Source organism: Arthrobacter glacialis (genome assembly GCF_002909445.1).
Lineage (GTDB): Bacteria > Actinomycetota > Actinomycetes > Actinomycetales > Micrococcaceae > Specibacter > Specibacter glacialis.
The window spans coordinates 368,893-390,276 of sequence record NZ_PPXC01000003.1; the positions used below are offsets into that span (position 1 = coordinate 368,893).

The following is a 21,384-nucleotide window of genomic DNA, read 5'->3' on the forward strand; positions in this document are numbered from 1 at the left end:
TGCGAACCGCCTGCGCATGAGGCTGCGCCTTGGGGCAGCGGCTGCCCTGCTGGCCCTTGTCCCACTGGCCCTGGGCCTGGCCGGCTGCGCCCCGGCAGGACCGCCCGGGACAGACACAACCTCGGGGGCCGGCAGCACTCCGGTCGTCTCGGAACTTTCCGGCACCCTGAACGTCTATGCCGCTGCTTCCTTGAAGGAAACCTTCACGGAATTGGCTGCCCAGTTCCAGGCCCAGCATCCCAAGGTCGAGGTTTCTTTGAGCTTTGACGGCTCCTCCACCCTTGTCACGCAAATCAGCCAGGGCGCACCGGCGGATGTTTTCGCCTCGGCGGATACGGCGACCATGACCAAGCTCAGCGATGCCGGACTGGCCCAGGGCTCCCCTGTGGACTTTGCCAGCAACGTCCTGACCCTTGTGGTGCCGCCGGGCAATCCGGCCAACATCAACAGCTTTGCCGACGTTGCCAAGCCGGGCGTGAAACTGGTGGTTTGCGCACCCAAGGTTCCCTGCGGCGCCGCCAGCACCTCTGATGCCGCCAGTGCCGGATTGATGCTCAAGCCTGTCAGCGAGGAGCTTTCCGTGACAGGTGTCCTGGGCAAGGTCACCTCCGGGGAGGCCGACGCCGGACTGGTCTATGTCACGGACGCCAAGGCTGCCGGAGCAAAAGTCCTGAGCATTCCCTTGGACCTGCCCAAGCCCACCGTCAACCATTACCCCATTGCCGCCGTCGAATCTTCCAAGGCAGGGCAGCTGGCACAGGGATTTATCGCCCTGGTGACGGGTGCGCAGGGGCAAAAGGTGCTCCAGGATGCCGGCTTTGGCGCCCCCTAGGCCGGCCGCTCAGCGGCGGCGTTCGTGGGGCTACACGGCAGTCCCGCGCTGGATCTACGCGGTGGCGGCAGTCGGTGCCTTGTTCATTCTGCTGCCGCTGATGGGCATGGTGTCCCAAGTCAAGTGGGGCCAGTTTCTGGCGCTTATCAGCTCGGAGTCGTCACTGGCTGCGCTGCTTCTGAGCTTGAAGACGGCCACCGCCAGCACTTCCCTGTGCATTATTTTTGGTGTTCCCCTGGCTCTGGTGTTGGCGCGGGCGCAGTTTGTTGGGCAGCGTGTTTTGCGGGCCTTGATTTTGCTTCCCCTGGTGGTGCCGCCCGTGGTGGGTGGACTGGCGCTGCTCTACACCTTTGGTCGGCAGGGCTTGCTGGGGCAGTCCCTGCAGGTTTTGGGCATTGAGATTGCGTTTTCCACGGCCGCCGTTGTCATGGCTCAGACGTTCGTGGCCCTGCCCTTTCTGGTGCTGAGTCTGGAAGGCACGCTGCGCACGGCAGGGCAAAAGTATGAGGCGGTTGCCGCCACCCTCGGTGCACGGCCCAGCACTGTCCTGCGCCGCATCACACTGCCCCTGGTGCTGCCTGGTCTGGTCTCCGGTGCGGTGTTGGCGTTTGCCCGCAGCCTGGGTGAATTTGGTGCGACCTTGACCTTTGCGGGGAGTTTGCAGGGCGTCACCCGCACGCTTCCCTTGGAGATATACCTGCAGCGAGAAACGGATCCGGAGGCTGCTGTGGCCCTGTCCTTCCTGCTCATCGCCGTGGCCGCCGTTGTGGTGACTGTGACCTACCGCGTGCCGAAATCACCGCTTCGCGCGCTGCTGGCCGGGCCGGCGTCATGACGCTGGAGTTCAGGGCCGCCCTCGCCGCCCGGACCATGGACGTGTCCCTCACGGTGGGGCCCACGGAAACCGTTGCCGTGATGGGTCCCAATGGTGCGGGGAAATCCTCCGTGCTTCAGGTTCTGGCGGGGCTGCTCAAGCCCGATTCCGGCCACGCCACACTGGACGGGCGGTCCTTGTTCGAGCTCTCCCCCGGCACCACCTGGCTGCCACCGCATGCACGCGGGCTGGGCGTTCTGGCCCAGGATCCCCTGCTGTTTCCACACCTAAGCGTCTTGGACAACGTCGCCTTTGGCCCGCGCAGCCAAGGCCTGGGCAAGGTGGCAAGCCGGGAAGCCGCCCGGCATTGGCTTGGCGAAGTGGGCGCCATGGAGCTGTCCTCCCGGCTGCCCGCCCAGCTCTCCGGCGGGCAGGCGCAACGGGTGGCCCTGGCCAGGGCACTGGCCACCGACCCCGAGCTGCTGCTGCTCGATGAGCCCATGGCGGCCCTGGATGTCAACCACGCACCGTTCCTGCGCAGCCTGCTCAAGCGCGTACTGGCCGGCCGCCGCGCGATCATCGTGACCCACAGTGTGCTGGATGCCCTTCTGCTCGCGGACCGGATAGTGGTGATGGATGGCGGGCGCATCGTTGAATCCGGCACCACCTCTACGGTCCTGGCCCACCCCCGCAGCGCCTTTGCCGCGTCCCTGGCCGGCCTGAACGTGCTGCAGGGAACCCTCAACGGTCCCTCGCTCCTCATGGACGACGGCGTGCTGGTCACCGGACGCCCCAGCTCCGTGCCCCCGGTACCCCCATCGGTGGGCGGGCAGGACGGCATGGCCGCGTTCCCGCCGTCGTCCGTGTCAGTGTTCCTGACCCCGCCCCACGGGAGCCCGCGTAATGTTTTTAAGGTCCGTGTGACCGAGCTGGAGCCGCACGGGGATCACATCCGGGTCAGGGCAGCTCGCTTGTCCGCCGACATTTCAGCCGCGGCCACGGCCGAGCTGGCCCTCGAGCCGGGCTCCGAGGTGTTCTTCGTGGTCAAGGCCGCAGAAGTAGTCCTGTACCCGGCCTAGCTCTTAGCCGCTACACCTTCGCGATGGCTTCCTTGAGCGCCGCGAGGACGAACACCACTGAAGCGTTGTTGGCGTTGGGGCCCATCATGCCAATGCGCCACACCGAAGAGGCGAATTGGCCCACGCCGGCACCGATTTCCATGCTGAAGTTCTTCAGCAGGTAGGCGCGCACGGCGGCGGAATCAACCCCCTCGGGCACGCGGACAGTGGTCAGCGACGGCAGCCGGAAACCCTCGGCAGCGAACAGATCCAGGCCCATTTCCTCCAGACCGTCCTGGAGCGCCAGGCCTGCTGTGGCGTGCCGGGCCCGGACGGCGTCGAGCCCCTCCCCCAGCACCCTGGCAAGGCCGGCCTGCAAGCTGGCAATCATGGGCACCGGGGCCGTGTGGTGGTACGTTCGCTGGCTGCCGCCGGCAGTCCCCACGTAGCCGCCGAGCAGGCCCAGATCCAGGTACCAGGACTGCGGGTCCTTGACGCGTCGCTCAAATGCGGCGTCGGAAATGGTGAACGGGGACAGGCCCGGCGCCACGCCTAGGCATTTTTGCGTGCCGGCGTAGCCCACGTCGATGCCCCAGTCGTCGGCGAGCAGTTCCAGGCCCCCGATGGAGGTGACGGCGTCGGTGACGAGCAGGGCGTCGCCCTTGAGACGGCCCAGCGCGGCAATGTCGGAGCGCACGCCCGTGGATGTTTCGGCATGGACTGCGGCAATGACTTTGGGGTTTGGGTGAGCGGCGGCCACACGCTCGGGGTCGATGGGCTGGCCCCATTCGTGGTCCACCCGAACCACCTCGGCCCCGGTGCGCCGCGCCACCTCGCACATGCGCTCGCCAAAGAGCCCGTTGACAGCCACCACGGCAACATCCCCGGCACCCACTGTGTTCACGAATGCCGCCTCCATGCCGGCCGAACCGGTCCCGCTCAGCGGCAGGGTGCGGGCGTTGTTCGTGCCCCAGACTTGGCGCAGCCCGGCGCAGGTGTTGTCCAGCACCTCAAGGAACAACGGATCCAGGTGCCCCAGCACAGGATGGCCCAGCGCCTCAATGGCCTCCGGGTAACAATTGCTGGGGCCGGGGCCGAACAGATGGCGGAAAGTCAGCGGGCGGGACATGGCAACTCCTCATGGGGTGGCGGATCACTCACTCCAAGGGTACGTCCGTGGCGGTTTCGTGTGGCATCTCGCGGGATCCGTGTGTCCGGCCGCTGCTGATTTGCGGGCGGGTTTCTGGGCCGGGAAAACGAAAAACCCCCGGCCGTTAGGCCGAGGGTTTTCCTCATCTGGTTGCCCTTTCGAGTGCTGACTTAAAAACTATGCAGCGCCTGTCGGCTGACCTCTGTAAAGTGACGGCTGACGAACTATCCCTAGATCTAGCGGAAGATGGCGCTACAGCGTCACCTCGGCAGCATCTACTGAACGCTGACGAGGAAACACAGGTTGTCGCCATGTACCTGGCCGGCGTCACCGCCAAGGATGTGGCGGCAAAATTTGGTGTCCACAGACTGACTGTCAGCCGGGCGGCGCGACGGGCTGGCGGCCGGGTTGGACGTGAACCATTGACGGAACGAGAAGTTGAAAAGGCTGCGACCTCATATACGTCAGGTATGTCTATCGCGGCCGTTGCCAAGGAACTGTCACTCCCCCGCGAAAGCATCCGGCGGCAGCTCATCGTGGCTAGCGTCGAGATGCGGGCTAAAGATCGGACCCGTGAATAGTCGAGTGCCCGCCCCTAGTACTGCTCTGACTTGTCTTTGGCTTCGTTTCTTTCCCTCACGATCCGGTCGGCCATTTCGAAGTAAATCCGGCTGAACTTGTCGCAGTCGATGTGGGGATTGGCTACGACCCTGGTGCGCACGTTGGAGGCATCACCCCGGCGCCTTTGTGCGCGAGTCACCTCTACTGGAGCCATAGCAGCAAGGCGTTGCTGGATATCGATCTGTTCCAGGAGCTCGGCGTACGCCTTGCCTGCCCGATTGGGTTGGGACAAGTCGTAGATCGGGACGGCCTGGAATTGTTGGCGCAATTCCAGATCCGACAGATTGTCAGCGCTGAGGCAGTAGTTGTGAATCTCCCATTGCTTGATGGCGCTGATGCAGGAGAGCAGTAACTTCTTCTCAGTCCAAATTTCATACAGCTGATGGTGGCGGGAGCAGTATGTATCGACGGCGTCGCGTGGCATGCATTGGTACTCGGCTTTCTGGCCGTAGCATGACACCAACGATTGAATCTTACGAGCATGAACACGTCCACCAGATACCGTCAGCAGTTAACAGAATAATCGCAGTGTGCCATACTACGGACAGCATTCGGCAGCGAGTGATGAGGAATTTTATGCAACCAAGCCACCAAACCCTAGTCTCTTCATACGGTGAACCGTTTCTGCGGTACGTTCTTGCCATTTCAGAAAATGTGAGTCTCTCAGATGGCCTTAACGCCACCGCTCCGGAGTTACAGGTCCTTCTGACGGATATCGGAACTCCTGGACCTAACGAGGGCGGCGATGGCAACCATATCCAAGCATCATTCAATACCGCGACTCGCTTTTCGCAGTATCTGCCGGAACAGAAAATGGGCTTTGCGAATCAGATACGCACACTATGCGGCGGTTCCCTTGGCGATGTGCCATCGAGCACTGATCCGGTCCTTCAGTCACTACGCGCGATTGCTCACGACATGTGGCCGACGTACCTGCTCCCTCCACCGGCCGAGGGGCCAAGGACGTTTTGGATGTCAAGCGGACCGGTCGGCATCTACCAACATCCCGAATTGGCTACCCTCCACCGTAACTTTGCCAACGACGAAACGCTAAGGCCGCTCTTCCCGAGCCTTACCGTGCCCGAAGACGCAGCCGACTGGACAAAGTGGATAGACGTCCAGGCTGTATGGACTCTCAACGCTGGAAGTGGCGGGTCGCATCAGATGATGGGAGTGTTCGGCAGCCTCCTGCTCGATGCAGTACTCCGGACTCGATTGTCTGACGGCGAACTGACCCATGATGGCTTGATGCGTGAGCTGGCCGTGTCCCTCAACGCCTTTCGCAAGCTAGCCACCAAGAAGCCTGTTCACGTTCCGGCGATCGTTGGTCTGAGCGGTGTTCAACTTGAAGATGGCCAGCAAATCGAGCTCGCTTCAGGCATCATCCGCAAGATCTCCGATCTCGAGCGTGATCTACTACTGAACAGCAGCAACTTAGTTACCACCGTCTTCGAGACAACATTTCCATTGCAGATCCTTGATATATCAAACTTCGACCCCACCGATGACAAGTGGCACAAGACGTACCAAAAGTACGGACCCCGCTTTGAAGAATCGCATCGAGCCTTTCAACATAGTCTCGATCAAGTGCGACTAGCTATCCTTCTCTGCTCTGAGGGGGAGGAGTATCTTGGGTCCGTCGAAGTGTCCCGGTTTATTTTTAATCCAACACAACCGGGCGGATCTGCAACGTGGACTATGGACCAGCGCCAGCCGGCCAGTTACATTATCCCGCAAACAAAGTTCGACGAGATCAAAGAATGGCATAGCCTAATTGGTACCAAACACCCTGACTCGCTAAATATCGCAATGAAACGGCTATTAAGCGCTGCCTCTCAACGTGCAGATTCCAACGACGCCTTCATCGATGCGCTCATTGTCTGGGAAAATGCCTTCGGCACCACGACTGAGACAGCGTTCAGAGTAACTGGTGCCTTGGCTAAACTCTTGGAGCCCGATGACATGGAGAAGCGCCTCGAGTTACAGAAAGAACTAGCGAATCTGTACGGCATCCGGAGCAGACTCGTCCACGGCGCAAAGGAACCCGCTGCTAGCAAATCCTGGGAATACCGTCAACGAACGATCAGCATTGCCATCGACTGCCTGCGCAGGCTCTATAGAGAACGTCCAGATCTGCTCTCTATCAGCTCCGAGGATCGCAGCAAACGACTTCTACTCGAGCACTGACGGGTATTCGCACCAGTGACACCGATACGTCATTACGAGGATCAGCTGAACAGACCCCATTGTAGTTTCCACCTCGGAAAATATACCTGTGAGGTCATACAAGGGTGTGCTAAAACTGGTTACAAGTCTGACAAGGCGTTGTCCATGAGCCGACGCTCAAAATCCGTTAGGACGGCCACTTTACGTTGATCCAGATTCTTGAAGTAGTGCAGCAGGCCATCAAGGTTCTTAAACGCAGGTAATCCTGCCACAAGCTTCTTCGTTACCTTGGAAGGAATTCCATATTCTTCAGCAGTCAAAGCTAGCGGGGGCAGGAAACCATGCCCCATTCTGGAAGCGAATGCCTCATAGCTGCCAGGTTGGATTCCTCTCGAGGTAAGGACCTCTTTTGCGATCCTGTCAACAGCACGAATCAGGGCCGGGAGGTTATGTTCGATCCAGAAACGAATAAAATCAAAAGTCTCCTCAATCTTCTTGTCGTAAGCCCTTTGACCATCGGGTTCACCAGCCAGAACGGCGATGAGATCTTTAGTGTCACCGTCCACTCCAGCCATTCGCTGCGTGAATAATGTCAATTGCTTTGCCGAAGTCACACCGTGGGATTGCAGTCCAAGGGGAGGAATGAATTCCCAGACGAGATTGACCACTGCTAGTAGTTCAGGATATTTTGGAGCAGCACTATTCCATAGTAATTTCCCGAGGCTGGTAACCGAAGCAGTAGCTAGATACTTGGCCAGCTCAATCTGCGCATGTGGGTCTACTCCCTGATTGAGCTTCATAGTATTTTCGCTGAGAAAAGACTGACTCAGTACCTCACGGAGTCTTTCTTTCGCTCTCTCGGTTCGATCAATGTCATCTATAGATAGCAGCAGGCCGTCAGAGGCAGAATCACTTTGGCTGAGCCCCGGAATGTCAATGCTTGGGAGTTCGAATAATGGCGGAGCGTTAAAAAGATAAATCTTTCCAATGAAATGTTTCAACATCCTCCCCCCTCGCCCGCGAATATTGGCAAATGTGAAGTAGTCATAAGCCTTCTTCGCAATATTCTTGTCCAGAATTATGATTCCCTTGGCCTGCGTGTTTACACCCTCGATAAGGGTGCTCGTGCAAACCAATACACCCAAACTACCTTCTTCGAAACCTCTCACAAGCAATGGTCCAAGCCACCGCGGTAGTTTCCCATGATGAGGTCCAAATCCTAGACGGAGGGACTTAGGCAGACTCCATTGATCACTAAAATTATCTTCAAGCCAATCTGCCGCATCAGGCATCCCGGCTCCGTAACCCCCGTCAGGCGCGTCTTCACGAAGCCATTCAGACACCTCTCGAGCTCGGTGGGGGCTCTTGCAGTAAATGAGGGTAGGGCCGTCAATCTCCTTCAGAATTCGCTGAATTTCCGCCCTTCGCTCCTCATTGGAACGAGGATTAATCCGATACGTGTCCGCGGCAACCGTCGAGTAGTCGGTTACTATCAGAGCAGCCCTCAAGTCTTGCGGCAAGAAGGCCGAAAGCTCTTGAATCGTCGGAGCGGCAAAATAATACTGAGCGCCTGTCTTCATTAAGCGATATATCGCCTGATTGAGCAGGTCAGCCCGAACCGACTGGTCATTTGATTTATAAAACTCATCGACGAAGAACAGATCGGGATTTGGCGCGTCCTCCAATGCAAGAAAACGTTCCTGGGTCAGAACAAAGAGATTTCGTTCCCCATGTGCTTGACCCGGATGGGTGATGATTTTGAAGTCATGGAATTTCTGAGACAATCGGCGACGAATCTCATCGATTAGAGCAATGGTTGGTACTATAATCACTACATTCTTGTAGTTGCCGGAGGCTATTAGCGCATCAATGATGAGCGTTTTACCAAAACTTGTTGGCGCAGAAAGAATAACATTCTCTCCGCTCATCAGCTTCCTATAGACTTCCGCCTGAACCCTGTGAAACACGACATTTTCCAGACCTTCTGGTCTATGCATCTCTAGGGCAATTAGATCTGGCAAAGAAAGTAAGTCTGAATCAATACTGTCGATGTATGGGAAAAGGCCCTGGTCTCGAGCTAATGACATGAGAAGTGGCAGCTCCGCATGGAATTCAACATGCCTATCAAGTGCCCGGATCACAAGATCTTGAATTTCGGGAATATTGCCGTGAATCGATTTTAGGGAAGCAATATCCGCCAAAATTGAAAATTCATTCCCCATTAGATTGGGGGTGGCTAGGGCGGTCTTCAGAACTTCGATGCTAACTGCCATGCTTTCAACCTTTCATCGAAGGCGGAAACAAGTTCTCTCTTCGTCGCCATCGGAAGCAAGATTAGGCAAATTCTGACTTCTCGCGGAAGTGTTTGACCTTCTAATTTAATCTTGAATTTACTCCACTCACTTTCAAGATTATCTCTAATTTCTGCGATGTAATCCGATGATGAGATATCGTGACCAGCCGTAATTTCACTATCAAAGGTAATAAATACTGGAATAACAACACTTGCAAAAACCGCATCGAGCGATACTTCTCTTGCTAGGAGTGCCTTGATCTGCGTGGAATGACTCCATGCCGGCGATACCTTGTCGGATATGGCGGCAAATTCGGTGCGGAGGTAGTCCGTATCTAAATGATCATTCAATTCAGCTATGACAGCTCTTACAGCATCATAGCTATCGACGTAAAACTTTGATTCTCCGAGCCACAGCTCAAGATCTGATTCATTTTCGTCTACTACTTTTCGCTCAACAATATGAACTGCATCAAATCCGTTGACTGTCATATTTGGAGCGTCTTTGAAATAGATACGCGTAATAGCCTGTTCGCTGTTCAGATGCTTACGCAGGATGATGTGAAGTAGAAGTTCTCCAATTTCACCTCGGCTATCTTTTTTGGCGCTAGTGTAGATTCTTGATAATGTCTTGGAGATCAGTGACATAGCATTGCTCGAAGTGAAACTGGATTTTTCCTCATAGGTTAGTACCCAATCGGCGGCCCATTCCATCAGGTCTCGTGACAGAGCGTCATATCGCCATTTTTTATCTTCATGCCCGGCGCATACACCTAGTAGAGATATTTTATCCTCAACGTTGTGCACGACTACATTCAGAACTGAGCCCGGTGTGTCATCCGACATTTCCCCATCTTTCACCTAGTCATCTCCATGCCAGGATTTTTGCCATCCCGATCAGCCGAGTCGCGGTATCGAAACATGCTCATCAACTCGTCGATGATCCGAAATCTACAGCTTCCATCGACGACTGCGGTCACGCAACGCAGGCAGCACAATAAACGTTATGAATCCGTCACTAGCCATCTCTATGCCCTTGAATTGCCTTGATTTCGAGAGCGTCGTTCGAACCAGTATCCCGTGAAAAGAGTGTTGCAAAAAAATTTGGGGCACAGTTACCGGCCGCTACCATCTGGGACATAGAGTTAGGCCATGTTGCCCTTTTCCTTGGATTCAAATGCAGAGCCCATCGACCCAAGCCTCGCTGAAGTATTCGATGGGTTTCGGCAAGAGGATCCGAATGGATCGCGTATGGCACACGTCTTTGGTCGGCACGTGCTTCGTCCGGGTTTGGTGTTGGAGGATATCGATGCCGACTGGCCAGCCGCCAGCATCCAGATAGATGAGCACCTTCTCCCGTTGATAGCTCGGTACATATCCGGTCGTGACTTGAGTCTTGCGACCGGTGACGGTGAAGCCGCGGGCTTCCGCTCCTCGGGCAAGGTCGCTCAGTAAGGTCAGCGCCCGGGCTTGGTGGTCTTTTGTTATGTGGGCCAAGACCTTGGCATCGCGGAGCGGCCTGACAGCACTGTGGATATGATGCCGCACCTGCTGCGTAGCAGTCGATGCGACGACGTTTCCAACTGGGCCGTCGGCATCCGTTGGTGCAATCTCAGGTGATGCTCGCTCGGTGTCAGCCGACGGTTTTCGGCGAGTCTTTATGGTGCTTTGTGACGATGCGGACGCAGTCTGTCTTGGCAGGCTCTCGGGCTGCCGGGCCTTTGAATCTTTCCCGCTATTTATCGAGCCTCTTGCCCGCTCGGGGCCACTACGCCCGGGGAACAGTTGTTCATAGCGAGCGACAACGGCTGGATCGAAGGTGCCATTGGCCAGGTAATGTAGGCCGCCTGGCAACATCTCTGCGAACCAACGGCCCTGCTGACGCTTGGTGACAATTAGGTCGCGGTTGGCCAGGGCACGGGCTGCCAGCTTATGAGCATCGCCGCTCCAAGCATCCTCTGGGCACCCGTCGGCCACCCATTGAAGGACTTCACGTTGCTGCTGATTCAAGGGTTCATATTTTCCAGACACCCTGTCATTCAATGGCAAATCTCGCCATATCGCTACTACCGGCTCAGTTTGTCAGTGGCTCCTGCTAGCTTGTGGATTGACGGACGACTCGCGTCCGCCAACGGCATAGGAGGCAACACCATGGCGAATGAAAACGTCGAAACGTACTACGAAAACGGCCAGTGGAAGAACCGTGTGCAAGGCAATTCTCGCGCGTCAAACACGGCCGAGACCAAGCGAGTGGCCCAAGCCGAGGGTCGCCGGATGGCTCAAGATCGCAAGGTGGAACACATCGTAAAGAAGGTCAATGGCACGATTGGTGAACGGAATTCATATGGCAACGATCCCAACCCGCCAAAGGGCTGAGCATCCTTACCTGCAGGTCAATACAGGTTCCATCCGCCTCCGACCATAAGGAAGATTCCTTTGACCACACCAAGTTCTGGCACTCCCGGCGACCGCCAGCAAGCTGAGCGCGTTTTCGTCGTTCACGGGCGAAACAGCGAAGCACGTGACGCAATGTTTGATTTTCTCCGCTCGATAGGGCTCAAACCCATCGAATGGGAAGAGGCCCTGCAATGGACGGAGCATGCCTCGCCCTATATTGGCGAGGTTCTCGACGTTGCCTTCAACAAAGCCCAAGCCGTTGTCGTCCTAATGACGCCGGACGAAGTTGCATACCTGCAGCCTGCATACGGCCATGGCCCTACAGATACGGAAACCCAGCCCGCGCCCCAGGCACGACCAAACGTCCTCTTTGAAGCTGGCATGGCTATCGGGCGAAACGCTCAGCGCACCGTTCTGGTGGAACTGGGCTCTGTAAGACCTTTTAGCGACGTAGCCGGGCGTCATGCAATTCGAATGAGCAACGACGCGTCGAAGCGTAAGGATCTGGCCCAAAGGCTCAAAACGGCGGGCTGCGCAGTGAATCTCGAGGGCGCAGATTGGTTGCGGGTTGGGGATTTCACTCCGCCTCCTCCAGCCGGAGGTGGTCTGCCGCTCGGACGACGTGTGCCAAGCTCGACCGCTACGCCGGGGATCCGTTTGGATGCTAGGTATCACCGACGCAGCGGGGACAGCGATCGAATTGAAATCATAAACCGTGGCACGGAGCCGGTATTTGACGTGTCTGTCGAGGTGCCGGATATGCCAGGTCTCATGGTCCATGGGGACGGTCCGGTAACTCGCCTCCCAGCAGGTAAGAGTTTCCACATGTATGTGGCCCGAACTTTCGGTGGGTCTGAGTCTCAATTCGACGTGGTCATCACCGGTCGCACAGCAGATGGCCAAGCAGTCCGCGAGGAAGCCTTCGTAGATACGGTGGGATGAGATGAGCAGCTACTCGATAGAAGTTCCCTTGGACGATGACGGATTCATACGGCGCGAGTGCCCGCACTGTGAACATGAATTCAAATGGCACGACGGACCAACTGATGACCGTCCCCTGGGCGAGATTGATCCATCTGTATATTTCTGCCCTCTTTGCGGGGAATCCGCCTTGCCCGATCAGTGGTGGACACAGACACAGGTGGAATTTCAGGAGCAGTTCATAATGTCTCACTTGCATGAAGAAGTGGAACACGGCCTTAAGGATGCGTTCCGAGGAATGAAAGGCTGGACATACAAGCCCGGTCCGAACGATGAGCCCACACCAGATAGCCTGACCGAACCAAACGACATGCTCATTGTCCAGCCGCCCTGCCATCCGTGGGAACCGCTGAAGATTCCTGATGACCATCTCGGCCCAGTTCATTGCCTAATTTGTGGCCAACAATTCGCCGTCTAGATCTGCGGATGAAGTGTCTGAGATAGCCGCTCGCGCAGGTCCATATGGTTTGCCCTGACGCGATCAACTACCCCTGACGAATGGGGCTGTGCTGTACGAAAGGTGCCCGCGCGACTATTTTTCCGTGCTGCTAAGCCAAGCGGGGTCTCGCAGCGTTCTCCTCAGGAGTTGCCAATCCAAGAACGGCATGTTCTTCATGAAAGCTCGTCCAAGACTCTTGAACTTTTTCGTCGACAAGAACCTCACCAAGGGAGCGGTCCAGACGATCGGTCTCAATTTGCGAAAGTCCACCGGACAGTGCCGTGAAGTCCCGAACTAACTGACCCCATCGCGGCGAGTCGTGCACGACGTCGATGCTTCCACTGGAATCGAGCACAGCCCCGCTCAGACACGACAGCAACGGAGCGCCCGACGCCTTCTGCTCAGCTAAGAACCTGTCGGTCGCGGGCCTAATGGCGCCCCTAAGCGCCCGATCCACGCGGTTCATCTCCTGTCGCGATCCACCTGCGTCAGGGATTCCCTCAATGACACCGCCGTAGCCGAAGTCAACGAGTTCCTCGACACCGACTTGCTTAATCCAGACGCCGAAGTTGCCAGATCGGGCACGCAAGGACTTCGTCGGGGCAACCTGAAAATACTCGATCCCCTTACCGATCTTCTCGTCGCGATGCCGATGCTCCTCGACCAGAGCCCGAAAGAATGCATCGTCGTCCGAGCCGAGCACTCGGCCGTTGGGAATGTACTTGTCGCGAATGCGATTGCATTCAAGTTTTGCCTTGTTGACGGATGGAAAGTTGTAACTTCCGAATGCGACAGGTTGAGCGGCCATGAGAGTCCCTCCAGCGAATCTATGTTTAGCAGCATCCTACGTGGGTCAGCCAAACTACCCCAGCTACCATCCCCATCGTCGACGGGTAGGGACTTCGATCACTGGTATTTCCCATGGTTCCAGCGGCCGGTCAGGAACGGGTCGGACCCTGTGCGGCAGAATACGTCTACGCTCATGTTCCTCCTCGAGGTGAGTAGCAAAAACACGCTTGTCGCTCCCCCTCAACACGTCGATGGCATGAGCCAGCAGAAGGTCAAGCCGCCTCGCCTCAGCTTCGGCAGCAACGAGGCGTTCGTGCGCCGAGACCGCCCGATACCCGCACAACTGGCGAAGTAGTTCATGGACCGGCTTGATGTGTTTCAGATAGTAGTGGTATTCCCACTCAGGTGACGCCGAGCGGTCTTCTTGGCCGCGGCTCCTTTCGTATGTGCGGCCATTTTTGCAATATTCCCGCAACTTGGTTTCCTCGGCCATGACATATTCCAAGATCGGGTCAGGATTCTCTTGACTAACGGCAGCTGCCACGTCAAGGCAACCGGTCGGAGACAAAATGAGGACGCCATTGAGTTCGAACCATGCGATGCGCTCCAACAGGTCGGACATTGGGCGGCCTAGGAGCAGCCCAAGCGCCGGGATAACTTTCACCTCGAGTCCGTTCTTGGCGCGCCCTCCAGTGAATACCTCGGCGATGTCGCTTGCGACTAGGTGTTCATAGACCACATCGCAGGCGTATTCCTCAACCTCGTCGATACCCTCGGCATCGAGGCGCTGCCAGTTGGCCATGAGGCGGTCGTACGCTTCGACGTCACAGTGTTGGCAGTCGACTTCCAGACACAGACTGGGTCTGACCGGCATTAACGCCGTCAACGAACTCAAACTCGATTCTGACTTTGCGTTTGTCTTGCGTGACCCTGAGGACAAGAACTTGCTCAGACGGCGCGTCGTCGCGTTTTCGGTAAGCCCACAACTCGCCAGGTTCAGGAAGAAGCTGCTCTGTCATGGTGCCTACTTCCATAGGATCCCCACTTACTTGGTACGAGTTCCTATTCACCTGCCTCAGCCTGTGTAGCTGAAGCTTACCGGCGTCGTGGTTTCTCCCTCGAGAATAGTGTGACAGGGCCGCGATAGCCCCTTCGCAAAAAGACAGCAAATCGTCCGTAGCCAGTGGGAATGCTGATAGAACAGTCCGATAGTGACAGGGCCTCTTTCAGCCGAATATTACAAACTCCTCAGGCCCTGGACAGTCAGCAAAGCGAGGCGCTTTCCCACGGTCGCCGATGTCCGTGTCCTTGGCACCGCTAGGGCGAAGTGGGAGCAACTGTTCAATAATGCCGGCGAACCGTCGGAAATCGCAAGGGGATCAGTGTGGGAACGCGCCTGCCGTTTGGCCTTGACATGCCCGGCTCCGAACTCAACTCGTGAACAGGCTCGGAGGTTTTCTTCGTGGTCAATGCATCCGAAATAGCTTTGTCCCCTGTGGAAATGGTCGATTCGACATCCACCAATGGCGAATTTCATGTGGCATCTCGCGGGCCGCGCGTGTCCGGCCGCTGCTGATTTGCTGGCCCTCTTTGCGGCGGGAAAACGAAAAACCCCCGGCCGTTAGGCCGAGGGTTTTCCTCATCTGGTTGCGGGGACAGGATTTGAACCTGTGACCTCCGGGTTATGAGCCCGGCGAGCTACCGAACTGCTCCACCCCGCGTTGCGTCCTCAACAGTACATGTGTTTGGCCCAAACACCAACTCGAGAGGCTACTGACCCACATGAGAGGCGCCGGAGTCGGTATTTTTGTAGGCGACGTAAAGGAGACGCCAAAGGCCGCCCGCGGCCGACGCGTCGGATAGTCGCCGGAAAATGCCGGTTCCGGCGCCGGCTTAGCGGTGCTTGAACTCGGCGGCGCGCTTCTCGGTGAACGCCGCCATGCCTTCCTTTTGGTCCTCAGTGGCGAAGCAGGCGTAAATGCCCCGCCGCTCGCGCACGACGCCTTCGGCGAGGGTGGTCTCGAAAGCCGCATTGACTGCTTCCTTGGCGATCATGGCTACGGGCTTGGACATGCCGGCGATGACAGCGGCCGTGGCCAGCGCATCCTCCAGCAGCGAGTCCACGGGCACCACCCGGGCCACTAGGCCCGCCTGTTCGGCCTCCACAGCACCCATGACACGGCCCGTCAGCACCATTTCCATAGCCTTGGCCTTGCCAATGGCGCGGGTGAGCCGCTGCGAACCGCCCATGCCGGGGATCACGCCCAACTTGATTTCGGGTTGGCCAAACTTGGCGTTGTCGGCGGCAATGATGAAATCAGCAATCATGGCGAGCTCACAACCGCCGCCCAGGGCGTGGCCCGCCACGGCGGCAATCATGGGGGTGCGGACCCGTGCCAACTCATCCCATACGGAGAACCAGTTGGACTGGTACATCTCCACGGATGACTTTTCTGCCATCTCCTTGATGTCAGCCCCGGCAGCAAAGGCGCGGGAGGAGCCGGTGATGACCATGGCACCAATGCCGGGATCGGCGTCGAACGCACGGGCGGCGGCCAGTATTTCATGGCCCATGGCATCGCTCAGGGCGTTCAGGGCCTCGGGCCGGTTGAGCATTATCAGTCCCACGCGGCCGTGTTGTTCGGTCAGGATCAAGGAGTGCTGGGTCATGGTGGAGGGGTTCCGTTCAGTTCACATGGTTTGAAAAGCAAAGAGCAGGCCGGCGTGGACCTCAGTCAACGCCGCCGGTGGCGTCCCTGATGGTGTTGATGATGCCGGAAAAGTCGGTTCCGGCCCCGCCACCTAGGGCGAATTCACGGTAGATTTCCTCGGCAGCCCTGCCCAGCACCGCGTCCACTCCCGTGGCATTGAGCGCTTCAACGGCCAGCCCCAGGTCCTTAGCCATGAGGGCACCGGCGAACCCGGGTTGATAGTCGCGGTTGGCGGGGCTTGTTGGAACGGGGCCGGGGACGGGGCAGTTGGTGGTCAGCGACCAGCATTGGCCGGAGGCGTTGGCCGCCACATCGAACAACGCCTGGTGGCTCAGGCCCAACTTTTCGCCCAGCACAAATGCTTCACTCACGGCGATCATGGACACGCCCAGGATCATGTTGTTGCACACCTTGGCAGCCTGGCCGGAGCCGGGCCCGCCGCACAGCACAATGCGCCTGCCCATGACCTCGAGGATCGGGCCGGCGGCCGCGAAATCTTCCTCGGAACCTCCCACCATGAACGTCAGTGTCCCGGCCTCGGCCCCCACAACACCGCCGGAAACCGGCGCATCCAGGCCCCGGTGCCCGCTGGCCACCACCATCTCGTGGGCCGTGCGGGCGTCCTCCACCGAGATGGTGGAGCATTCCAAAAACAACGCCCCGGGTTTGGCAGCCGCCAGCAAACCACCGCCGGGCCCCTCCCCCTCAAATGCGGCAAATACATGCTTGCCGGCGGGCAGCATGGTGATGATGACATCGGCCCCGAGCGCCGCCCCGGAAGCGGATGAGGCCACCACGACACCGGCTGTGTGCGCCGCGGCAAGCGCTGCCGGCACCACATCAAAGCCGGTCACCGGATAGCCCGCAGCCACCAAATTTGCCGCCATGGGCCCGCCCATGTGCCCCAGCCCAATGAAGGCAACCTTGGCATCACGTCCCGCCATCGATTCCTCGCTCATGGTTGTTTCCTTTCTTGTCATCCCTGCCGAAAAATCAGTGCCAAAAGTTCAGTGCCAAAACCAGCTAGGGCGCCAGCAAGCCCAGTTCCCGCTCACCCAGGCTGGCAAACGCCTCCGCCACCACGTCTTCCGGCACGTCCGCCAGGGCTGCCGGGGACCAGGCCGGGTTCCTGTCCTTGTCCACCAGCTGCGCCCGGATGCCCTCGGCAAAATCCGGCCAGCGCAGTGCCCGCAACGAGACCCTGAACTCCTGGTTCAACGCCTCCTCCAAAGTCCCCAGTGCCCGCGCCCGCCGCAGCGCCGCAAGGGCGACACTCACGGCCGTGGGCGACTTCGCAGCAATCGCGGCAGCCGCTGCATCCGCCGCCGGATCGCCCACGCGGGACAAGCGCGCAAGGATGGTCTCCACGCGATCAGGGGCGTACGCCTCATCAATCCACCAGCGCTGCTGCGCCAAAGCGGACTCCGGTGCGGCTTGGCCCCAGCGTGCGACGGCGGAGCTTGCGTTACGCTCGGCCAGCTCGTCCACCAGCGTGGCCAGCGACGCCGATTCCACAAAGTGGCTGGCCAGACCCATCGCGATGGCGTCGGCGCCGTTGACCATGGCAGCGGTCAGGGCCGCGTGGGTGCCCAGTTCGCCGGGGGCGCGGGAGAGCAGATACGTGCCGCCCACATCGGGGACGAAGCCGATCCCGGTCTCCGGCATGCCAATTCGGGAGCGCTCGGTGACAATCCGGTGGGACGCGTGGGCCGAAATACCCACACCCCCGCCCAGCACCACCCCGTCCATGAACGTCACAATGGGTTTTGGGTAGCGTTTGATGCGGGCATTGAGATGGTATTCATCGCGCCAAAACGTTTCGCTGGTGTCCCCGCCGGTACGGGCGTCGTGATAGATGGAGACGATGTCCCCGCCGGCGCACAAGCCCCGCTCACCGGCACCGGAAATGAGAACTGTTGAAACGGCGTCGTCAGCCTCCCACTCATCCAGGCACTGGGCAAGGGTGGAAATCATGGCCGGATTGAGCGCATTCATGGCGTCGGGGCGGTTGAGAATCAGGTGCCCCAGCTGGCCAGTTTGCTGGTGTAGAACGTCATTGTGCTCCATGTACCTATCCTCCATTGCTTAGCGCTCCACGGCCAGACGACCCACGATCAAGCGCATGATTTCATTGCTGCCCTCAAGGATCTGGTGGACCCGCAAGTCCCTGACCAGTTTCTCCAGCCCGTACTCGCTCAGGTATCCGTACCCGCCGTGGAGTTGAAGGGCCTGGTTGGCCACCTGGAAGCCGGCATCGGTGGCCACCAATTTGGCCATGGCGCACAGTTTGACGGTGTCCGGTGCGCCGGTGTCCAGGGCGTCTGCGGCCCGCATGAGCATGGTGCGGGAGACTTCCAGATCGGTGTCCATCTGGGCAATTTCAAAGAGCAGGTGCTGCTTTTCGATGAGCGGACCGCCAAATGCCTGCCGTTCCTTCAAATAGGCGATGGACTTTTCCAGCGCCGCCCGGCCACCACCCAGGGAGCAGGCCCCAATGTTGACCCGGCCTCCATTGAGGCCCTTCATGGCAATGCCGAAACCGTCGCCCTCGGCCCCCAGCCGGTTCGCCACGGGAATCCGCACATCCTTAAACACCACCTGACGGGTGGGTTGCGCCCGCCAGCCCATCTTCTTTTCATTGGCCCCGAAGGACAGACCGGGTGCGTCATGGGGAACAACGACGGCGGTGATCCCGCGGCTGCCTCGATCTGCTGTGCGAACCATGACCAGGTACCACGCGGCAGCCCCGGCCCCGGAAATGAACTGTTTGGTGCCGTTGAGAACGTAATCTTCGCCGTCGAGCACGGCTGAGGTGGTGATGGCCGCGGCATCGGAGCCAACCCCCGGTTCGGAAAGGCAGTAGCTGGTCAGCTCCGTCATGGCGGTGATGCCCGGCAGCCACGTGGCCCGCTGGGTGTCATTGCCGAAGGCATCGATCATCCAGGCCACCATGTTGTGGATGGAGATGTAGGCGGCGATGGTGGGGTCCACAGCTGCCAGCTCTTCAAAGATCAGCACGGCGTCGGCGCGGCTCAGTGCCGAGCCCCCGTGCTCCTCGCCCACATAAATCCCGCCCATGCCCAAGGCACCAGCCTCGGCCAGCACGTCCACGGGGAAGTGTTTGTTTTCATCCCAATCGGCCGTGTGCGGGGCCAGGGCCGTGGTGGCAAAATCGCGCACCATTTCCACCACCGCCTCTTGATCGGACGTGAGCTGGTACATGGTGCCTCCTGATGCGTTGCCCCGGTGGGGGTTTGGCTTATTTGGTGACCTTGCCCATCAGGGATGCGATGGGGCGAAGGAAGAGTGGGCGTGCGGCAAACCAGGCGCCCGCCATGACGAGCAGGGACAAGGCAAAGATGCCAAATCCCCACCAGTTCACAACGTCGCTGGAGGTGTACATGTGGTTCAGGTTGCGCAAGGCGCCTGTGGCCAAAACCAGCGTGACGTGAACAATGATGAAGGCCACAAAGTAGAGCATGACCGGGAAGTGGATGGCCCGTGCCGCCTGGATGGGGTAGATCTTGTTCAGCGTGCGGGCATTCTTGGGCCAGGCCCCTGACATGCGGATGCCGGTGGCGATGGCGAGCGGGGCGGCGATGAAGACCGTGACGAAGTACGTGAGCAGCTGCAGGGCGTTGTAGTTGACCCAGCCGTGCTCGGTGGGCCAATCCAGGGACATGTACTGCAAGGCTGCGGAGATGGCGTTGGGGAAGATGTCCCAGCTGGTGGGCACAATACGCATCCACTGGCCCGTGGCAAACAGCACCACAATGAAGATGAAGCCGTTGAGCACCCACAGCGCATCAAGTGTCAGGTGGAACCACAAATCGAGGCTGATTTTGGTGGGGGCGTTCTTGGTTTTGATCAGGCCCTTGTTGTTGCGCACCCAATGCGCGGCCGGGCGCTTGGTGGTGCGGACCTGCCAGCCTGAGCGGATAATCAGCAGCAGGAAGAACATGTTCAAGAAGTGCTGCCAGCCCAGCCATGCCGGGATACCCACGGGTGCTGTTTCAGGCAATACCGATTGCCCCGGGTAGGTGGTCATGAACGACTTCACCGAATCCATGCCGGTCAACCAGCGTGCAGCCAGGACCACCACCAGCAGGGCCAGCACCAAAACGGCAGCCACCACGGCAGCCTTGGCCCACAGACCCAGGGCCTTCCACCGTGCCGAAATGCCGTTGGCCTGCTTATTGATGGGTGTCGACATGGTCTAAAAAACCTCTTTCAAGAACTTCCAAGGGACCACCGCCTCTTGGGCGGTTTCACTATCCTGCGTTTGCAACAGTCTCTATTTGTAACAGGTGAAGGGAATGATGTTGCTATTGGCTGTAACAGTAGATCCAGCCACGTGCGGCCAATCCCCAGAGTACTAGGGAGTACTAGCATTTACTAGGTATCCCAAGTAAATTGTTGTGACGGTTGATTGTGGCCGCACCCCACTTGTTCCGACAGCCCGAAAGGACCCAGTGTCCCCCGCCTCTCCGCTGCCCATGGATCCCATTGCCGAAGCTAAGCGTCAGTGGATTGCCCACGGCTGGGCTGATGCGGCCGACGCCATGGCGGCCTTTTCCTCCGTGATGCGGGCCCACCAGATCATGTACAGCCGGGTTGATTCCGTGCTGAAACCGCTGGGTCTTTCCTACGCTCGGCTCGAGCTGCTGCGCCTGCTGTCCTTCACGCGCGACGGCGCCCTGCCGATGGCAAGTGCCAGCGCCCGGCTCCAGGTCCACCCAACCTCCGTGACAAGCGTTGTGGACAGGCTGGAAAAGGACCTGCTGGTGCGGCGCGAGGCCCATCCAACCGACGGCCGGGCAACCTTGGTGGTCCTGACAGTCGCCGGGCGGACGCGGGTTGAGGAAGCCACGGCGGCGCTGAATGCAGAGGTTTTTACCCAGCCCGGGATCCCGCAGGCCGACCTTGTGCAGATGACCCAAATCCTGGCCCGTTTCCGCCAGGCCTCCGGGGACTTCACCGCCCCAGTCCAATACCCAGACCCCCTCTAGACGCCCGCTCACATCCGGGGCCTTTCCCAGCAACGCCCGCTCACATACGGTATCTGTCAACCTGTTTGAGAGAGATTGACGTTTTGTTGAGTTCGTTGTTTGGGGTCGTTGATGGCGACGTAGG

The 21,384-nt window shown here is 58.7% G+C and carries 21 protein-coding genes and 1 tRNA gene; 9 read left to right on the forward strand and 13 right to left on the reverse strand.

Annotated elements, in window-relative coordinates; all coding sequences use genetic code 11:
* The first annotated feature begins 16 nt into the window (after positions 1–16).
* Genes modA through CVS27_RS05510 form a run of 3 tightly spaced genes read left to right on the forward strand, consistent with a single transcriptional unit; the run spans position 17 to position 2,725 of the window.
* Positions 17–832: a molybdate ABC transporter substrate-binding protein gene (modA, locus tag CVS27_RS05500; RefSeq protein WP_103464771.1), complete on the forward strand. Its 816-nt coding sequence runs from the start codon at positions 17–19 to the stop codon at positions 830–832.
* The gene (locus tag CVS27_RS05505) at positions 810–1,667 is read left to right on the forward strand and encodes an ABC transporter permease (protein ID WP_103464710.1); all 858 of its coding nucleotides are present in this window, start codon (positions 810–812) and stop codon (positions 1,665–1,667) included. The genes modA and CVS27_RS05505 overlap by 23 nt, the downstream gene beginning before the upstream one ends.
* Positions 1,664–2,725, forward strand: coding sequence for a sulfate/molybdate ABC transporter ATP-binding protein (locus CVS27_RS05510; RefSeq protein ID WP_103464711.1), 1,062 nt, complete (start codon positions 1,664–1,666; stop codon positions 2,723–2,725). Before CVS27_RS05505 ends, CVS27_RS05510 begins: the two co-directional genes overlap by 4 nt.
* Positions 2,726–2,735: 10 nt before the next feature.
* On the opposite strand, the gene CVS27_RS05515 is transcribed toward CVS27_RS05510, so the two are convergent.
* The gene (locus CVS27_RS05515) at positions 2,736–3,833 is read right to left on the reverse strand and encodes a pyridoxal-phosphate-dependent aminotransferase family protein (protein ID WP_103464712.1); all 1,098 of its coding nucleotides are present in this window, start codon (positions 3,831–3,833) and stop codon (positions 2,736–2,738) included.
* 230 nt (positions 3,834–4,063) lie between these two features.
* On the opposite strand from CVS27_RS05515, the gene CVS27_RS05520 reads away from it, so the two are divergent.
* Positions 4,064–4,435: a helix-turn-helix domain-containing protein gene (locus tag CVS27_RS05520; RefSeq protein ID WP_133162882.1), complete on the forward strand. Its 372-nt coding sequence runs from the start codon at positions 4,064–4,066 to the stop codon at positions 4,433–4,435.
* Positions 4,436–4,449: 14 nt separating this feature from the next.
* On the opposite strand, the gene CVS27_RS05525 is transcribed toward CVS27_RS05520, so the two are convergent.
* Positions 4,450–4,899, reverse strand: coding sequence for a hypothetical protein (locus CVS27_RS05525; RefSeq protein ID WP_133162883.1), 450 nt, complete (start codon positions 4,897–4,899; stop codon positions 4,450–4,452).
* Between the two features lie 230 nt (positions 4,900–5,129).
* Here CVS27_RS05525 and CVS27_RS20725 point away from each other — a divergent pair, with 230 nt between their 5' ends.
* Positions 5,130–6,662, forward strand: a complete 1,533-nt coding sequence (locus CVS27_RS20725) for a HEPN domain-containing protein (protein ID WP_165788258.1) — start codon at positions 5,130–5,132, stop codon at positions 6,660–6,662.
* Positions 6,663–6,781: 119 nt separating this feature from the next.
* On the opposite strand, the gene CVS27_RS05535 is transcribed toward CVS27_RS20725, so the two are convergent.
* The 3 genes from CVS27_RS05535 to CVS27_RS05545 all read right to left on the reverse strand — a co-directional run bounded on the left by CVS27_RS05535 (position 6,782) and on the right by CVS27_RS05545 (position 10,944).
* Complete coding sequence (locus CVS27_RS05535) at positions 6,782–8,914, reverse strand: DEAD/DEAH box helicase (RefSeq protein ID WP_103464716.1); 2,133 nt, start codon at positions 8,912–8,914, stop codon at positions 6,782–6,784.
* Entirely contained in the window at positions 8,890–9,795 is a 906-nt protein-coding gene (locus CVS27_RS05540; protein WP_103464717.1) for a HamA C-terminal domain-containing protein, read from the reverse strand. Before CVS27_RS05540 ends, CVS27_RS05535 begins: the two co-directional genes overlap by 25 nt.
* A gap of 312 nt (positions 9,796–10,107) precedes the next feature.
* Complete coding sequence (locus CVS27_RS05545; protein ID WP_133162885.1) at positions 10,108–10,944, reverse strand: hypothetical protein; 837 nt, start codon at positions 10,942–10,944, stop codon at positions 10,108–10,110.
* Positions 10,945–11,085: 141 nt separating this feature from the next.
* Here CVS27_RS05545 and CVS27_RS05550 point away from each other — a divergent pair, with 141 nt between their 5' ends.
* Genes CVS27_RS05550 through CVS27_RS05560 form a run of 3 tightly spaced genes read left to right on the forward strand, consistent with a single transcriptional unit; the run spans position 11,086 to position 12,730 of the window.
* A complete protein-coding gene (locus tag CVS27_RS05550; RefSeq protein WP_103464719.1) occupies positions 11,086–11,310 on the forward strand; it encodes a DUF2188 domain-containing protein in 225 nt (74 codons plus the stop codon).
* Between the two features lie 60 nt (positions 11,311–11,370).
* Complete coding sequence (locus CVS27_RS05555) at positions 11,371–12,273, forward strand: TIR domain-containing protein (protein ID WP_207767448.1); 903 nt, start codon at positions 11,371–11,373, stop codon at positions 12,271–12,273.
* A gap of 1 nt (position 12,274) precedes the next feature.
* On the forward strand, positions 12,275–12,730 hold the full coding sequence (locus tag CVS27_RS05560) for a hypothetical protein (protein ID WP_103464720.1): 456 nt from the start codon (positions 12,275–12,277) through the stop codon (positions 12,728–12,730).
* A gap of 130 nt (positions 12,731–12,860) precedes the next feature.
* On the opposite strand, the gene CVS27_RS05565 is transcribed toward CVS27_RS05560, so the two are convergent.
* The 8 genes from CVS27_RS05565 to CVS27_RS05600 all read right to left on the reverse strand — a co-directional run bounded on the left by CVS27_RS05565 (position 12,861) and on the right by CVS27_RS05600 (position 20,464).
* Entirely contained in the window at positions 12,861–13,559 is a 699-nt protein-coding gene (locus tag CVS27_RS05565; RefSeq protein ID WP_103464721.1) for a DCL family protein, read from the reverse strand.
* A gap of 63 nt (positions 13,560–13,622) precedes the next feature.
* Complete coding sequence (locus CVS27_RS05570) at positions 13,623–14,342, reverse strand: hypothetical protein (protein WP_133162886.1); 720 nt, start codon at positions 14,340–14,342, stop codon at positions 13,623–13,625.
* 842 nt (positions 14,343–15,184) lie between these two features.
* Positions 15,185–15,261: transfer RNA gene (locus CVS27_RS05575), tRNA-Met, on the reverse strand.
* Positions 15,262–15,433: 172 nt separating this feature from the next.
* Positions 15,434–16,210, reverse strand: a complete 777-nt coding sequence (locus CVS27_RS05580) for an enoyl-CoA hydratase (RefSeq protein WP_103464723.1) — start codon at positions 16,208–16,210, stop codon at positions 15,434–15,436.
* A 61-nt stretch (positions 16,211–16,271) separates the two neighbouring features.
* Positions 16,272–17,210: a 3-hydroxyisobutyrate dehydrogenase gene (gene mmsB / locus CVS27_RS05585; RefSeq protein ID WP_207767449.1), complete on the reverse strand. Its 939-nt coding sequence runs from the start codon at positions 17,208–17,210 to the stop codon at positions 16,272–16,274.
* A gap of 64 nt (positions 17,211–17,274) precedes the next feature.
* Positions 17,275–18,318: an enoyl-CoA hydratase/isomerase family protein gene (locus CVS27_RS05590; RefSeq protein WP_243400067.1), complete on the reverse strand. Its 1,044-nt coding sequence runs from the start codon at positions 18,316–18,318 to the stop codon at positions 17,275–17,277.
* A gap of 18 nt (positions 18,319–18,336) precedes the next feature.
* Positions 18,337–19,473, reverse strand: a complete 1,137-nt coding sequence (locus tag CVS27_RS05595; RefSeq protein WP_103464725.1) for an acyl-CoA dehydrogenase family protein — start codon at positions 19,471–19,473, stop codon at positions 18,337–18,339.
* Between the two features lie 37 nt (positions 19,474–19,510).
* Complete coding sequence (locus CVS27_RS05600) at positions 19,511–20,464, reverse strand: cytochrome b/b6 domain-containing protein (RefSeq protein WP_103464726.1); 954 nt, start codon at positions 20,462–20,464, stop codon at positions 19,511–19,513.
* Positions 20,465–20,723: 259 nt separating this feature from the next.
* Here CVS27_RS05600 and CVS27_RS05605 point away from each other — a divergent pair, with 259 nt between their 5' ends.
* Positions 20,724–21,260, forward strand: a complete 537-nt coding sequence (locus CVS27_RS05605) for a MarR family winged helix-turn-helix transcriptional regulator (protein WP_243399848.1) — start codon at positions 20,724–20,726, stop codon at positions 21,258–21,260.
* Positions 21,261–21,384: the final 124 nt, after the last annotated feature.

Excerpts from the sequence above, each read along its gene's own strand:
- modA (WP_103464771.1), top strand. The coding sequence starts at position 17 with ATGAGGCTGCGCCTTGGGGCAGCGGCTGCCCTGCTGGCCCTTGTCCCA.
- CVS27_RS05505 (WP_103464710.1), top strand. The coding sequence starts at position 810 with ATGCCGGCTTTGGCGCCCCCTAGGCCGGCCGCTCAGCGGCGGCGTTCG.
- CVS27_RS05510 (WP_103464711.1), top strand. The coding sequence starts at position 1,664 with ATGACGCTGGAGTTCAGGGCCGCCCTCGCCGCCCGGACCATGGACGTG.
- CVS27_RS05515 (WP_103464712.1), bottom strand. The coding sequence starts at position 3,833 with ATGTCCCGCCCGCTGACTTTCCGCCATCTGTTCGGCCCCGGCCCCAGC.
- CVS27_RS05525 (WP_133162883.1), bottom strand. The coding sequence starts at position 4,899 with ATGCCACGCGACGCCGTCGATACATACTGCTCCCGCCACCATCAGCTG.
- CVS27_RS05535 (WP_103464716.1), bottom strand. The coding sequence starts at position 8,914 with ATGGCAGTTAGCATCGAAGTTCTGAAGACCGCCCTAGCCACCCCCAAT.
- CVS27_RS05550 (WP_103464719.1), top strand. The coding sequence starts at position 11,086 with ATGGCGAATGAAAACGTCGAAACGTACTACGAAAACGGCCAGTGGAAG.
- CVS27_RS05560 (WP_103464720.1), top strand. The coding sequence starts at position 12,275 with ATGAGCAGCTACTCGATAGAAGTTCCCTTGGACGATGACGGATTCATA.
- CVS27_RS05565 (WP_103464721.1), bottom strand. The coding sequence starts at position 13,559 with ATGGCCGCTCAACCTGTCGCATTCGGAAGTTACAACTTTCCATCCGTC.
- CVS27_RS05570 (WP_133162886.1), bottom strand. The coding sequence starts at position 14,342 with ATGGCCAACTGGCAGCGCCTCGATGCCGAGGGTATCGACGAGGTTGAG.
- CVS27_RS05580 (WP_103464723.1), bottom strand. The coding sequence starts at position 16,210 with ATGACCCAGCACTCCTTGATCCTGACCGAACAACACGGCCGCGTGGGA.
- mmsB (WP_207767449.1), bottom strand. The coding sequence starts at position 17,210 with ATGAGCGAGGAATCGATGGCGGGACGTGATGCCAAGGTTGCCTTCATT.
- CVS27_RS05590 (WP_243400067.1), bottom strand. The coding sequence starts at position 18,318 with ATGGAGCACAATGACGTTCTACACCAGCAAACTGGCCAGCTGGGGCAC.
- CVS27_RS05595 (WP_103464725.1), bottom strand. The coding sequence starts at position 19,473 with ATGTACCAGCTCACGTCCGATCAAGAGGCGGTGGTGGAAATGGTGCGC.
- CVS27_RS05600 (WP_103464726.1), bottom strand. The coding sequence starts at position 20,464 with ATGTCGACACCCATCAATAAGCAGGCCAACGGCATTTCGGCACGGTGG.